This window comes from Planomonospora antibiotica (assembly GCF_014647955.1).
Lineage (GTDB): Bacteria > Actinomycetota > Actinomycetes > Streptosporangiales > Streptosporangiaceae > Planomonospora > Planomonospora parontospora.
The window spans coordinates 113551-126726 of record NZ_BMQE01000016.1 but is presented as its reverse complement, the minus strand read 5'-3'; the positions used below and the strand labels follow the sequence as shown (position 1 = coordinate 126726).

The 13176-nt window shown below is 72.7% G+C and carries 11 protein-coding genes and 1 pseudogene; 10 read left to right on the top strand and 2 right to left on the bottom strand.

Annotated elements, in window-relative coordinates; genetic code table 11:
* Positions 1 to 60 precede the first annotated feature (60 nt).
* The 6 genes from IEZ06_RS17065 to IEZ06_RS17040 all read left to right on the top strand — a co-directional run bounded on the left by IEZ06_RS17065 (position 61) and on the right by IEZ06_RS17040 (position 5840).
* A complete protein-coding gene (locus tag IEZ06_RS17065; RefSeq protein WP_229798275.1) occupies positions 61 to 780 on the top strand; it encodes a helix-turn-helix transcriptional regulator in 720 nt (239 codons plus the stop codon).
* 78 nt (positions 781 to 858) lie between these two features.
* Positions 859 to 1263, top strand: a complete 405-nt coding sequence (locus IEZ06_RS17060) for a GntR family transcriptional regulator (protein ID WP_189237687.1) — start codon at positions 859 to 861, stop codon at positions 1261 to 1263.
* Complete coding sequence (locus tag IEZ06_RS17055) at positions 1260 to 2150, top strand: ABC transporter ATP-binding protein (RefSeq protein WP_189237686.1); 891 nt, start codon at positions 1260 to 1262, stop codon at positions 2148 to 2150. Before IEZ06_RS17060 ends, IEZ06_RS17055 begins: the two co-directional genes overlap by 4 nt.
* Complete coding sequence (locus IEZ06_RS17050; RefSeq protein WP_189237685.1) at positions 2147 to 3190, top strand: ABC-2 membrane transporter-related protein; 1044 nt, start codon at positions 2147 to 2149, stop codon at positions 3188 to 3190. Before IEZ06_RS17055 ends, IEZ06_RS17050 begins: the two co-directional genes overlap by 4 nt.
* A gap of 64 nt (positions 3191 to 3254) precedes the next feature.
* Positions 3255 to 4673, top strand: a complete 1419-nt coding sequence (locus IEZ06_RS17045; RefSeq protein WP_189237684.1) for a S41 family peptidase — start codon at positions 3255 to 3257, stop codon at positions 4671 to 4673.
* Positions 4674 to 4685: 12 nt separating this feature from the next.
* Entirely contained in the window at positions 4686 to 5840 is a 1155-nt protein-coding gene (locus tag IEZ06_RS17040; protein WP_189237683.1) for an alpha/beta hydrolase family protein, read from the top strand.
* An 80-nt stretch (positions 5841 to 5920) separates the two neighbouring features.
* On the opposite strand, the gene IEZ06_RS17035 is transcribed toward IEZ06_RS17040, so the two are convergent.
* The gene (locus IEZ06_RS17035) at positions 5921 to 7078 is read right to left on the bottom strand and encodes an erythromycin esterase family protein (protein WP_189237682.1); all 1158 of its coding nucleotides are present in this window, start codon (positions 7076 to 7078) and stop codon (positions 5921 to 5923) included.
* Between the two features lie 143 nt (positions 7079 to 7221).
* On the opposite strand from IEZ06_RS17035, the pseudogene IEZ06_RS17030 reads away from it, so the two are divergent.
* Positions 7222 to 7950: pseudogene (locus IEZ06_RS17030) on the top strand (NADP-dependent oxidoreductase); the annotation flags it as partial.
* 136 nt (positions 7951 to 8086) lie between these two features.
* Here the strand turns inward: IEZ06_RS17030 and IEZ06_RS17025 are convergent.
* On the bottom strand, positions 8087 to 9043 hold the full coding sequence (locus IEZ06_RS17025; protein ID WP_189237681.1) for a GNAT family N-acetyltransferase: 957 nt from the start codon (positions 9041 to 9043) through the stop codon (positions 8087 to 8089).
* A gap of 93 nt (positions 9044 to 9136) precedes the next feature.
* On the opposite strand from IEZ06_RS17025, the gene IEZ06_RS17020 reads away from it, so the two are divergent.
* From IEZ06_RS17020 to IEZ06_RS17010, 3 genes are all read left to right on the top strand, one after another.
* Entirely contained in the window at positions 9137 to 10441 is a 1305-nt protein-coding gene (locus IEZ06_RS17020; protein WP_189237680.1) for a sensor histidine kinase, read from the top strand.
* Positions 10438 to 11103 (top strand): response regulator, encoded by a 666-nt coding sequence (locus IEZ06_RS17015; protein WP_189237679.1) that lies wholly within the window; start codon positions 10438 to 10440, stop codon positions 11101 to 11103. Before IEZ06_RS17020 ends, IEZ06_RS17015 begins: the two co-directional genes overlap by 4 nt.
* A gap of 113 nt (positions 11104 to 11216) precedes the next feature.
* Entirely contained in the window at positions 11217 to 12971 is a 1755-nt protein-coding gene (locus tag IEZ06_RS17010; RefSeq protein WP_189237678.1) for an ATP-binding protein, read from the top strand.
* The last annotated feature ends 205 nt before the right edge of the window (positions 12972 to 13176 follow it).

Below are 13176 nucleotides of genomic sequence, written 5' to 3'. Positions count from 1 at the left end.
GTTGGAGACCTCGGCTCGACTCCTCTGCTGCTCGATGACGACGAGGCGGTCGCGGTCGCGGTGGGGCTGAGGACGGCTGCCGGGGGCACGGTCGCCGGGATCGAGGAGACCTCCGTACGGGCGCTCGCGAAGCTCGAACAGGTGCTGCCCTCGCGGCTGCGGCACCGCGTCCATGCTCTGCAGTCGATGACCGTGCCCATGACGGGGGCCGCGGCGCCGGTGGACCCCGAGGTGCTGACCGCCATCGCCGCGGCCTGCCGGGACCATGAGGGGCTGCGGTTCGACTACCGGTCGCACGAGGGCCGGGAGAGCCGCCGTTCGGCCGAGCCCCATCGGCTCGTGCACTCAGGCCGCCGGTGGTACCTCGTGGCCTGGGACGTCGACAAGGAGGACTGGCGGACCTACCGGGTCGACCGGCTGCGCCTGAGGACGCCGAACGGACCGCGCTTCGTCCCCCGCGACCCGCCCGACGAGGATCTCGCCGCCTACGCGTCCCGGGCGATCTCCAGTGCTCCGTACCGCTACCGGGCCCGCTTCACCGTGCACGCTCCCGCGGAGGTCGTGACCGGGCACATGCCGCCGACGGTGGGGACGGTGGAGCCCGTCGACGCGGAGACCTGCGTCCTCCTGTGCGGTGCGGACGACCTCGATGAGATCGTCGTGTGGGTGGCCCTGATGGACGTCGGGTTCGAGGTGCACGACCCGCCGGAGCTGATCGAGCGGATCGGCGCCATGGCCGACCGCCTCCGGAAGGCCCTGCCCGGCCCCCCGCGGGGGTGACGCGGCGGGCTTCCCGCCGGACACCTCCTTTACCGGTTCCTTATATGTAAATATCTAATGTACTAGGAGCCTAGGTAAATGGAGATTACAGTGATCGAGTTCCATCTGGATGCGAAGTCCGGGGTCTCGCCGTACCTGCAGCTGGTCCAGCAGGTACGGCGCGCGCTCCGGCTCGGCCTGCTGCACGAGGGAGACCGGCTGCCGACCGTCAAGGAGGTGGTCGCGCAGCTGGCGATCAACCCCAACACCGTCCTCAAGGCCTACCGGGAACTCGAGCACGAAGGCCTGGCCTCCGCCCGGCCGGGCGTGGGGACGTTCGTGACGAAGACGCTCACCGACACCTCACTGGCCGCGCACGGCCCGCTCCGGCTGGAGCTGCAGCGCTGGCTGTCCAAGGCCCGCCGGGCCGGCCTCGACGACGAGAGCATCGAGGCCCTCTTCATGACCACCTTTCGGAGCACCGCTCAGGAGGACATAGCGTGACTTCCGTCTTACAGGCCCAGGGACTGGGCAAGCGGTACGGCAGGCGCTGGGCGCTGCGCAAGTGCACCATCGACATTCCCGCGGGCCACGTCGTCGGACTGGTGGGCCCCAACGGGGCCGGCAAGACCACGCTGCTGAAGCTGGCCGGCGGCCAGCTCGAGCCGACGGCCGGTGACATCACCGTGCTCGGCGGCCGACCCGGGGGCACGCCCGCGCAACTGGCCAGGGTCGGGTTCGTCGCCCAGGACACCCCCGTCTACGCGGGGCTGACCGTCGCCGACCACCTCCGGCTGGGGGAACGGCTCAACCCCCGCTGGGACGGCGCCGTGGCGCGGGAGCGCATCGCGCGGCTCGGCCTCGATCCCGCCCAGCGGGTGGGCAGGCTGTCGGGCGGCCAGCGCGCCCAGCTCGCCCTCACCCTGGGCCTGGCCAAGCGGCCCGAGCTGCTGATCCTGGACGAGCCGGTCGCCTCGCTCGACCCCCTGGCCCGCCGCGAGTTCCTGCAGGGACTCATGGAGGCCGTCGCCGAGCACGAGCTCAGTGTCGTGCTCTCCTCCCACCTGGTCTCCGACCTGGAACGGATCTGCGACTACCTGATCGTGCTGGTCGATTCCCGCGTGCAGGTCGCCGGGGAGACCGACAGACTGCTGGCCACCCACCACCGGCTCGCCGGCCCGCGCCGCGACCCCGACCGGCTCCCCGCCGACCAGCACGTCGTCTCCGCCAGCCACACCGACCGGCAGAGCACCTACGTGATCCGTACCGACACCCCGATCCACGACCCCGCCTGGACGGTCACCCGGCTCGGCCTGGAGGACCTCGTCCTGGCCTACATGGACAGGTCCACCGTCGCCGACCGGCGCGCCCCCCTGGAGGTCCAGCGATGATCTGGCTGACCTGGCGCCAGCTCCGCGGCGCCGCCCTGATGACGGCGGTCCTGCTCGTGCTACTCGCCGCCGTCCTGGTCCCGACCGGCTCACAGCTGGCCGCCGACTACGCCGGCGGGCTCGCCTCCTGCACGCGGGGCGATGAGTGCCTAGGCTTCTACAACCAGCTGTTCGACGACTACGAGATCCCCTTCCTGGCCGGCATCCTCGTCGTGCTGGCCCTGCCCGCCATGATCGGGCTCTTCTGGGGAGCGCCGCTGATCGCCAGGGAGCTGGAGGCGGGCACGCACCTGCTGGTGTGGAACCAGAGCATCACCAGGACCCGGTGGCTGGCGGTCAAGCTCGGGTTCACCGGCCTGGTCGCCGTAGCCGCCGCGGGAGTGAGCGGTCTGGCGGTGACCTGGTGGTCCGGCCCGCTGGACCAGTCCGCGCCGGGGGGCTTCGCACTCATGGATCCCCTGGTGTTCAGCGCGCGCGGGATCGCTCCCCTGGGGTACGCGGCCTTCGCCTTCGTCCTCGGGGTGAGCGTGGGGATGCTCGTCCGCCGCCCCCTTCCCGCCATGGCCCTCACCCTGGTCGTCTTCGCCGCCGTCCAGCTCGCCATGCCGCTGCTGGTCCGGCCCCACCTGATCCCTCCGGTCACCTCGACCTTCGAGCTCGGCCGGGAGAACGTGGACGGCTTCGGCATAAACCGTGACGGCACCTTCGACGTCCGCATCCAAGCGGCGATCCCCGGGCACACGGGTGCCTGGGTCCTGTCCAGCGAACTGGTCGATCCGGCCGGGCGCACCATCGCCGCCAGCGGTGAGGAGGGCGTCATCGAGGGAGTCTCCACCACGTCGGGAGCCTGCGCACCGGCAGCGGGATCACCGGACGGGTGCCCGGCCGAGGTCAACCGGCTCGGCTACCGGCAGCAGGCGACCTACCAGCCCCTGGAGCGCTTCTGGCCCCTGCAGTGGATCGAGACCGGGATCTACGCCCTGCTCACCGCCGGCCTCACCTGGTTCTGCTTCTGGTGGATCAGGAGGCGGCTGGCATGACCGAGCCCGCCGAGGTCGTCAACAAGCACAGCACCCCGGTCACGAGGCCGGCGAAGGCGGGCCCATGACCGCCATCAGGACCGCGGCAGCCGGGCTCGCCCTCCTCCTGGCCGCGGCCTGCACGGCGCCGACGCCGCCGCGCAGCCAGGCGAGCGCGGCAGCCGGTACGGCCTGCGCGCGGCCTTCGGGACCCCTCGGGGCGGAGACACCCACCACGATCGACGTCATCGAGCAGGCCTACTTCTGCATCCTCGACCGCTACTACAGCGGCCCCGTGCTGGACGCCCGCTCGCTGCTGAGGGCCGGGTTCGTCGCCCTGACCCAGGAGCTCAACCGCAACGGACGCGACGTGCCCGAGGCGATCATGCCCGCGCTGACCGGCGACCGCAGAGCCGACTGGACCGCCTTCGAGACCGCCTACCGGAAGATCACCGATCGGATCCCCGATCTCCGCGACGAGCTGGCCGTCGTCACCCTCGAGGCCATCGTGGCCGGCCTCGGCGACGACCACGCCCGCTGGCAGCACGATGTCAAGCGGCCGCCCGACTACTACGACGGCGACGGCTACGGCCTGGGCCTCCAGGTGAACGTCACCAGCTTGCAGGCGGACGGCGGCCCCGGCGTCGCCCTCCCCCCGCTGTTCGTCACCGCCGTGCAGGGCGGCGCCGCGCAGACCGCCGGCCTGCGTCCGGGCGACATCATCGAATCGATCAACGGATCGGCGCCCTTCGTCGACGGCGAGGCCACCCCCGCCATCGCCGCCCTCTACCCGCAATACCCCGAAGCGCGCCCGGTGCGGCTGCGGCTCCTGCGGCAGGCCACCGGCCACCGCTGGAGCGTGACGCTCAAGCCCGGCCTCTTCCAGCAGGATCCGGCCGCCCTGCGGGTGGTGCAGTCGAAGCTGCTGGACGACGACGTCGCCTACGTGCGGCTGCGCGGGTTCGCCTCCGACGCCGCCAAAAGGGTTTTCACGGCGGTCGCCCGGCTACGCACCGGCCGGACGTTGTCGGGCGTCGTGCTGGACCTGCGCGACAACGGCGGCGGCAGCCCCGCCGAGGCCACCCGGCTGGTCAGCGCGTTCGGCCACGGCAGGGTCACCGCCTACCAGTGCACCGTGGACAACGAATGCGAGGCCACGCGGACCGACGACACCGTCGAGCTGCTCGGCCTGCCGCTGGTGGTGCTCACCGGCCCTGGCTGTCCCTCGGCGTGCGAGCACTTCAGCGCTGCGGTCAAGGACCTGCGCCTGGGCCTGCTGGTCGGCACCAGAACCGCCGGGGCCATATCCGGCCCGGCCCAGTCGTACCTGCTGAGCAACAACACCCTGCTGGGTTTTCCGTCCAAGCACCATCTCGGGCCGAACCGTGAGGTGATCGACCGGGTCGGCGTGCCGCCCGACCACCATGTGCCCCTGACCCCGCAGGACGCGGCCGCCGGGCGCGACCCCGCGCTGGCCAAGGCCCTGACCTTGCTGCACAAGTGAATGGACCTCCCGATGAGACAGCTCCTGGCAGTCGCCGCGGGACTGGCCGTCCTCGCCGCGTCCGCCTGCTCCGCGCCCACCCCGCCCAGACCCGCCGGCGTGGCGGCCACGCCGACCGGCCCCGCCACCCTGCCCGCCCCCACCGGCCCCCATCCGGTCGGCACCACCGCCCTGCATCTGACCGACACCTCCCGCCCCGACCCCTGGAACCCCGACACCGAGGCCAGGGAGCTCAAGGTCACCCTGTGGTATCCGACCGGGCAGCGCGGCGGGCGGCGGGCGCCGTACATGACAGCCAGGGAGTCGGAGCTCCTCATGAAGGGCTCAAGGATCACCGGCGCACCGTACGACACGCTGAGCAGGACACGCACCAACGCCGTCGAAGACGCCGACCCGGCCGGGCGGAAGCTTCCGCTGGTGGTGCTCTCCCCCGGCTTCACCAAACCGGTCAGCACGCTCACCTCCCTGGCCGAGGACCTGGCCAGCCGCGGCTACGTCGTGGCCGGGATCGACCACACCTACGAGAGCTACGCCACCACCCTGGCCGACGGGCGGGTCGCCGAATGCCTGGCCTGCGACAGCGACAGCGACCCCGGCTTCGGCACGGGCGTGGTCCAGGGCCGGGCGGCCGACGTCTCCTTCGTCCTCGACCGGCTGACCTCCGGGTGGAAGCATTCCGGCCTGATCGACCGTTCCCGGATCGCGATGGCGGGCCAGTCGATCGGCGGGGCCGGCGCCGTGGCGACCATGGTCAAGGACTCCCGCGTGCGCGCCGGGATCGACATGGACGGCACCACCTACGCCCGGATCCCCGAAAGCGGCCTCTCCCGGCCGTTCATGTTCATCGGGTCGCCGCAGCACGTCCCCGGAGGCCGCGACCCTTCGTGGGACCGCGACTGGAAGCGGCTGTCCGGATGGAAGCGCTGGATCGTGCTGTCGGGTGCGGAACACCACTCCTTCAACGACACCCCGCTGCTGATGGGCGCCCTCGGCGTCAAGCCCCCCGCCGACGCCCTGCCCGCAGCGCGCGCCGCCGAGCTCACCCGCACGTACGTGGCGGCCTTCCTCGACCAGCACCTGAAGGCGCAGCGGCAGCCCCTCCTGCAGGAGCCGTCATCGCGCCACCCCGAGGTCGAGTTCTGCCCCGCGTCGTGCGGCCGGTCCTGAGGCCCGGCATCCTGAAGGTCCGTACTGCTGCAGGAGGTCGGCACGCTGCGGGTCAGCACGGCCTGACGCGTGCGCGCCCGTCAATCCAGCCTGACGGCCTGGTCGAGGAAGACGACGCCGTCGATCGTGTCGAGCCGGGCCGGGTCCAGCGGAAAATAGGCGAAGTCGCGGGAGACGCGCGGGACGGGCTCCGTGACGGCCTCGGCCAGGCGGCGGGCGTCGACGAGGCAGCGGTCCCACGGGAGCGCGGACAGCAGGCTCTCGACGGTGCCCGGGGGCGGGGCGTCGTCGCCGGCCGTGCCGAAGGCCGAGGCCAGGAAGGCGTACCGGCCGCCCAGGTGCGCTTCGGCGATCGCCCCCGCGCTCCACCACTCCAGCACCTGGTCGCCGAACGGCATGAGGCTCTTGTTCCGCTGCAGGTGGACGTTGTGGGCGAAGACCAGGGCCGGGCCGCGCCCGGCGACGGCGCGCAGGTTGGCGGCCATCATCGCGTCCCGCAGGGCCGACAGCCGGGTCCACCGTGCCGGGGAGTCGTCGGCCATCCAGTGGTGGTAGCGGAGCAGGCCGACGGCGGTGCGCCCGTACAGCTCCGCCCGCTCCCGGTCCTGCGCGCTCAGCCGCGGCGCCTGCGTGTCGAGCAGCGCCACCAGGTCGTCGGCGATCAGCCGCAGCCGCCGGGCGTCGTCGGACCGGCCGATCGACCGGGACGGGTCCCTGGCCGCGGCCTCGTTCGCCCACCGGTCATCCGGGCCCAGCAGCGTGTCGAAGGTTTCCCCGGTGCAGGGCAGCGGGCCGTCGAGGAGGTCGCACAGACCGGTGAGCGCCTGGCGCGGGCTCGCCGCCCAGTACTCCAGAGGGCCGTCGATCCCGAAGAACCGGAGCTTCTCGTCGTGCTCCTCGTTGTACGCCCGCATCCAGCGCACGAGCTCGCGGTTGGCCGGGAACGCACCGAAGCCGTGGCTGAAGCCGCGTTCCATGACGTCGTCGAGCGCACCCTCGCCCGTGGTGATGTGGTCGTCGACCACGAGCCCCATGAGGCAGTCGCTCTCGATGGCGAACGACCGGTAGCCCTCGTGCTCGACCAGATGCCGGAAGATCTCGTTGCGCACCTCGCCCAGCTCCCCCACGAAGTGCCTGGCCTCGCCCAGGCCGAGCAGCAGGGGTCCGGCGGGAAGCGACCTGAGGAGCGCCGAGATACCCGGGCCGTCGAGCGGCCGGGCGGTGTCCTTGATATCCATGCCTTCAACGGTATCGTTGATCTTTCGTTGTAAACTTTTCAGGAAAAATCCCGCTCTGAGGGCGATGAACCCTCAAGTGGTGATGCATCCATGAGACCGGTGGACCGGCGCGCGAGCACGGCCTGTCCACCCAGGCGATCGATCCGATCGAGCTGCCCGCCGGGGTCGGGCAGGACGCCTCCGGAGCGGTGGACGAGGTCGGCGAGGGCGTCGAAGGGGTCGAGGTCGGCGACCACGTGTTCGGCGGAGGTTCGAGCACCTACGCCGAGTTCGCCGTGCTGTCGGCCTGGGCCCGGATGTCGGCGGGCCTGACGTTCGAGGAGGCGGCCGGATACCCCTCCGTGATGGAGACCGCGCTGCGCATCATCGGCCAGGCCGGCGTGCGGCCGGGGCAGACGCTGCTGGTCAGCGGCGCCTCCGGGGGAGTCGGATCGGCGGTGCTGCAGATCGCCCGCGACCGCGGCATCACGGTGATCGGCACGGCCGGGGCCCCGAACCAGGACTACCTGCGCAGCCTGGGCGCCGTCGCCACGACGTACGGCGAGGGCTGGGCCGAGCGGGTCCGGCTGCTCGGCCGGGTCGACGCGGCGCTCGATCTGGCCGGCTCGGGCGTGATCCCCGAGCTCGTCGAGCTGACCGGGGATCCGCAGAAGGTGATCTCCATCGCCGATCTCACCGCGCCGGAGCTCGGCGCCCGGTTCTCCGGCGTGGCCGGGAGCATGCCGGAAGCGCTCGCCGAGACCGTCCGCCTCATCTCACGGGCCAGGCTGCACATCCCGGTCGAGAAGTCCTACACGCTCGCCGAGGCCGCGGCGGCGCACGTCGACAGCCAGGCCGGCCACACGCGCGGGCGCCGGGTCGTGGTCGTCTGAGCCGTTTCCCGCGCAGTCGCCCGGCCCGGCGAGCCGAATCCGCCCGGCGGCGGCGAACGGGCTTCCGGCCCCGGCTCCGGCGGGGGCCGGAGCCGGCCTCCCGGTCACCGGACACACCGGCCCGGCGCCTGAAGCCTCAGGAGGCCTCGCGGTACAGGTCCCGCCTCTCGGGCAGCGGATCGAGGCCGGCCGACCGGTAGGTGGCGACGGCGCCGGCGTTGGAGCTCGGGCAGCAGACGAGCACGCCGGACGAACCCGACTCCTGGAGTGCGCGCGCCGCGGCGATCGTGACCGCCCGGCCGTAACCGCGACCGCGGTGCGCCGGGTGCACCCCCATCGGCTCGATCAGCCCCGGCCTGCCCTCCCCCGCCGACCACACCGACACGGCCGCCACCGCCTCGCCCTGCTCGTCGCGGACGATCAGGCAGCGCGCGCCGGCGTACGGCGCGCCCGCCGCCATCGCGCGCCAGCGCTCGTCGGTGAACGTCGACCCCCCGAACGACGCCCGCACGACCGCGGCCCACTCGTGCGCCTGTTCCGGCCCGACCACCTCGACGCGGACGCCGGGATCCGGCACGGGCGCGCCGAGATCACGCCGGAGCAGCGTCCACGGCTCGCCGCTCCTCCAGCCGTCCTCGGACAGCAGGTCCTGGAGCAGCGCGCCCGTCGGCGCCTCGACGTACGCCTCGCCCTCGGGCAGCACGCCGCGCTCAGGCGCCGACACGTCCTCGGCCACCCGCCGCGCCAGTTCCTCGTCCCGCAGCGCCTCCGGCGCGAACGCCAGCCGCAGCAACTCCGCACCGTCCAGCAGCCCGAGCGCCAGGACCTCCCCGGCCCGGCTCCAGGTCCGCACGGCCTCCGCCGTCCGCTCCGCACCGAACCGCCAGAACCACCCCACATCCCCCGGATGCAGCTGCACGGGCCCTCCGTCGTACTGCCACTCCCCCATCACCCGCACCACGTCACCGAGCCCGGCCGGTCCGCTCCGGCTCGACCCCGCGGAGGGGGCCTCCTCGCCGGTCGAGACCGCGATCCGGCGGGGCCGCCGGGCGGGACCCGGGTGGCGGACGGCGGCGGCCGGGTCCGCGCTCATCGCGGTCCCCGGTCCCCGGTTCCGCTGGTTCCGCCGGTTCCGCCGGGCATAGACTCACCACCGAAGAAGGGATCTTGAACAGGAGGAGAGGGTTTGGACAGGCCGAGGTCGCAGCCCGGCGCCCGGGCCGCCCGGGAAGATCGCCCGTTCCTCCTGGTCACCGCGGTGCCGTACACGCTGCTGGCCGCCCTCGCCGCCTTCAAGGTGATCGCGCAGTACCCGCCGGGCAACCTGCTCCTCATCGACCTGGGCCTGTGCGGGCTGGCCGCGGCATGGATGCTCGGCATGTTCACCCTGCGTCCCGCCTGGTGGGAGCGGCCGCGGATCATGGGGGTGTTCTTCACCGGGCTGCTGGTGATCACAGCGGTCCTGGTGGTGAGGGATCCCGCGTTCGGGTTGTTCACCCCCGCGCCCTACATCTACGCCTTCACCGTCCTGCGCTGGCCGTGGCGGCTGCTGGGCGTGGCCGCCACGGCGGTCGTGGCCGGCACCGCGCAGGCCTCCGACGTGCCCAAGACGACCGCTTCCGGCCTGGCGCTGTACCTGTCCATCGTCGTCGCCAACGTGGTCCTCATGGGCGGCACCGCCTGGGTGCTGCGGCGCGCCGAGCGGGAGAAGGAGCAGCGCGAGCAGGTCCTCGCCGAACTGAGCGAGACGAACCGGCGGCTGGAGGCGACGCTCACCGAGAACGCCGGCCTGCACGCCCAGCTGCTCGCCCAGGCCCGGGAGGCGGGGGTCCTCGACGAGCGCCAGCGGATGGCCCGTGAGATCCACGACACCCTGGCCCAGGGGCTCACCGGGATCATCGCGCAGCTGCAGGCGGCCGAGCAGATGCACGAGGTCCCGGCGCCGTGGGCCAGGCCCTTCGAGTCCGTCAAGACGCTGGCCAGGGAGAGCCTGTCCGAGGCCCGGCGCTCGGTCGACGCGCTGCGGCCCGAGCCGCTGGACGGCGGGCGCCTGAGCGACGCGCTCGCCGACGTCGCCGACCGGTGGTCGAAGCTGCACGGGCTCGCCGTCCAGGTCACGACCACCGGCACGGCGCGGCCGATGACGCCGGAGGCCGAGTTCGCACTGCTGCGCACCGCGCAGGAGGCGCTGGCCAACGTGGCCAAGCACGCGGGCGCCACCAGGGTCGGGGTGACGCTCTCCTATCTGGAGGACGAGGTGGCGTTGGACGTCCGTGACGACGGCAGGGGCTTCGAGCCCGCAGGCCCCGGGGCGGCCGCGGCCGCGAGCGGCGGTGCGGGGTCGCCGTCCCCCGGCGGCGGGTTCGGCCTGACCATCATGCGGCAGCGCGTCGAAGGGCTGTCCGGGACCTTGCGGATCGAGTCCGAGCCGGGTGCCGGCACCGGGATCTCGGCCTGCATCCCCATCCTTCCGGCAGGGAGCCTCGCATGACCGATCCCGCGACCGAGCCCCCGGTCCGGCTGCTGATCGCCGACGACCATCCCATCGTCAGGGACGGGCTGAGCAGCATGTTCGCCTCCGCACCCGGATTCCAGGTGCTCGGCGAGGCCGCGGACGGCGCCGCAGCCGTACGGCTCGCCCAGGAGCTCCGGCCCGACGTGATCCTGATGGACCTGCGCATGCCCGGCATGGACGGGCTGACCGCCATCACCGAGCTGGCCAGGCTCGGTGTCACCGCGCGCGTACTGGTCCTGACGACCTACGACACCGACACCCACGTCCTGCCGGCGATCGAGGCGGGCGCGACCGGCTACCTGCTCAAGGACTCCCCTCGGGAGGAGCTGCTGCGAGGCGCGCGCGCCGCCGCCAGGGGCGAGAGCATTCTGTCCCCCTCGGTGGCCGCACGGCTGATGAACAGGGTCAGGACGCCCGCCCCGCAACTGCTCAGCCAGCGGGAACTCGAGATCATCGAACTCGTGGCGGCCGGGAACACCAACCGCGAGACGGCCAACCGGCTGTTCATCACCGAGGCCACGGTCAAGAGCCACCTGCTGAACATCTACGCCAAGCTCGGTGTGAAGGACCGCGCCGCCGCCGTCACCGAGGCGTTCAACCGGAGGCTGCTCATCCCGCGAGCGCCCGACCAGTCCTGACCCCGGGGATTCCGCCCGCCTGCCCGAGCGCGATCGTCCGCCTGCTCCCGGTCCGGCCGGGAGGTGGCGGCGGCGGCTCTGCGGGTACGGGCCATGGGAAAGGGGGTTCTGCGGTGGCGGGCACGCGGCGGGACGCGGCGCTGGTGGCGCTGTTCGACGAGATCACAACTCTGGCGCAGGCCAGCGACGACTTCGAGGCGGCCGCCCACGCGACACTGGGTGCGGTCTGCGAGCTGATCGGGTGGCCGCTGGGGCATCTGTGGGTGCCGGCCGACCTGGGCGAGGACTTCGTCTCGGCCGACATCTGGGCCGGCGCGATCGAGGACTTCCCGGCACTGCGCGAGGTGACGCTGCGTACCCTCTTCTCCCCGGGGACCGGCACCATCGGCCAGGTGGTGACCACCGGCAAGCCGGTCTGGTCGCGTGACGTCACCGCCGATCCGCTGTTCTTCCGCGCCCAGCAGGAACGCGACCTGCGGGTGCGGGCCGCGTTCGCGTTCCCGGTCGTGGCCGCCGACGGGGTGGCGGCGGTGCTGGAGTTCTTCTCCGAGCAGGGAGCCGAGCGCGATGAGCCGCTGCTGCGGATGCTGACCGCCCTCGGCCACCAGCTGGGCCGGGTGATCGACCGCCGACGGGTCCACCAGCTGGTCGAAGGCAGCCGGCACCGCCTGCAGCAGCTCATCGAGACCTCCATGGAGGCGTTCGTCTCCATGGACGCCGCCGGGCGGATCACCGAGTGGAACACCGCGGCCGAGCGCATGTTCGACCGGCCGAGACAGGAGGCGCTGGGCCGGCTGCTGCACGAGACGATCGTGCCGCCCCGCTACCGCAAGGCCGAGGAGTCCGGCCGTGTCCGGTTCCTGTCCACCGGGCGGTCGAACGTGCTGGGGCGGCGTCTGGAGCTGTCCGGATGGCGGCCCGACGGCAGCGAGTTCCCCATCGAGATCGTCGTGTGGGCGACCCGCGAGGACGGTGAGTGGGCCTTCCACTCGTTCGTGCACGACATCACCGACCGGCGCCGCGCCGAGCGCGCCCTGCGGGATGCCTATGAGGCCGAGCAGGTCACGGTGGCGCGCCTGAAGGAGCTGGACGCGGCCAAGGACGCCTTCATCGCCACCGTCTCCCACGAGCTGCGCACCCCGCTGACCTCTCTGATCGGCTATCTGGAGGTCGTGGCCGACGCCGACACCGGAGTGGTGGAGATCTCGCCGCCGGGCCGCAGGATGCTGGATGCCATGATCCGCAATGCCGCCCGGCTGCAGGACCTGGTCGAGGATCTGCTCTCGATCAACAGCATCAGCTCCGACCGCCTGGAGGTCGACGCGGCTCCGGTGCCGGTCGCCGAGATCGTCGAGGCGGCGGTGCGCGTCACCGCCGCCTCGGCCCGCGACAGCGGCCACGGCTTCCAGGTACGGCTGGACGCCGGGGCCGAGCGCGTCCCCGGCGACCGGGACCTTCTGGTGCGAGCGGTCAGCGCGCTGCTGTCGAACGCGGTCAAATACTCGGCCACCGGCACGCCGATCACCGTGCGCGCCTCCGCCACCGGGCAGCAGGTGGCGATCGCGGTCACCGATACCGGGGTCGGCATCGACGCCGATGAGCTGCCGCACGTGTTCGAGCGGTTCTACCGCACCCGGTACGCCCACGAGCACGCCATCCAAGGCGTCGGGCTGGGGTTGACCATCGCCGAGGCGATCGCCGAAGCGCACGGCGGCGCCATCACCGCCGTCAGCGCCCCGGGCGAGGGCTCGACCTTCACGCTCAGCCTGCCGGTCTCGGTGCCCGGCCCGGACCGCGGCCGGACAGGAGACCCCGATGGCCGGCGGCCGGCCGGCGGGGCCGGCGGCCGCACCGGCCGACCGGCCTGATCTGCGAGGTCATGACCGGCCGGAGGGCCTGCCGACGAAGGAGGCCGGCGCCGTCACCGGTTCGGCGCGCCCGGCCGCCCCGCCGGCCGCGGGCCGGCTGCGGGCGTTCGCGCAGTGCTCCGGTGACGGGCACCGGGCGGCGCGCGTGCAGGTCAGAACGTCACCGGCGCCGCACCCTTCCTTTACGTACAGGCGTACATTAGAT

Excerpts from the sequence above, each read along its gene's own strand:
- IEZ06_RS17045 (WP_189237684.1), top strand. The coding sequence starts at position 3,255 with ATGACCGCCATCAGGACCGCGGCAGCCGGGCTCGCCCTCCTCCTGGCC.
- IEZ06_RS17015 (WP_189237679.1), top strand. The coding sequence starts at position 10,438 with ATGACCGATCCCGCGACCGAGCCCCCGGTCCGGCTGCTGATCGCCGAC.
- IEZ06_RS17060 (WP_189237687.1), top strand. The coding sequence starts at position 859 with ATGGAGATTACAGTGATCGAGTTCCATCTGGATGCGAAGTCCGGGGTC.
- IEZ06_RS17050 (WP_189237685.1), top strand. The coding sequence starts at position 2,147 with ATGATCTGGCTGACCTGGCGCCAGCTCCGCGGCGCCGCCCTGATGACG.
- IEZ06_RS17040 (WP_189237683.1), top strand. The coding sequence starts at position 4,686 with ATGAGACAGCTCCTGGCAGTCGCCGCGGGACTGGCCGTCCTCGCCGCG.
- IEZ06_RS17035 (WP_189237682.1), bottom strand. The coding sequence starts at position 7,078 with ATGGATATCAAGGACACCGCCCGGCCGCTCGACGGCCCGGGTATCTCG.
- IEZ06_RS17025 (WP_189237681.1), bottom strand. The coding sequence starts at position 9,043 with ATGAGCGCGGACCCGGCCGCCGCCGTCCGCCACCCGGGTCCCGCCCGG.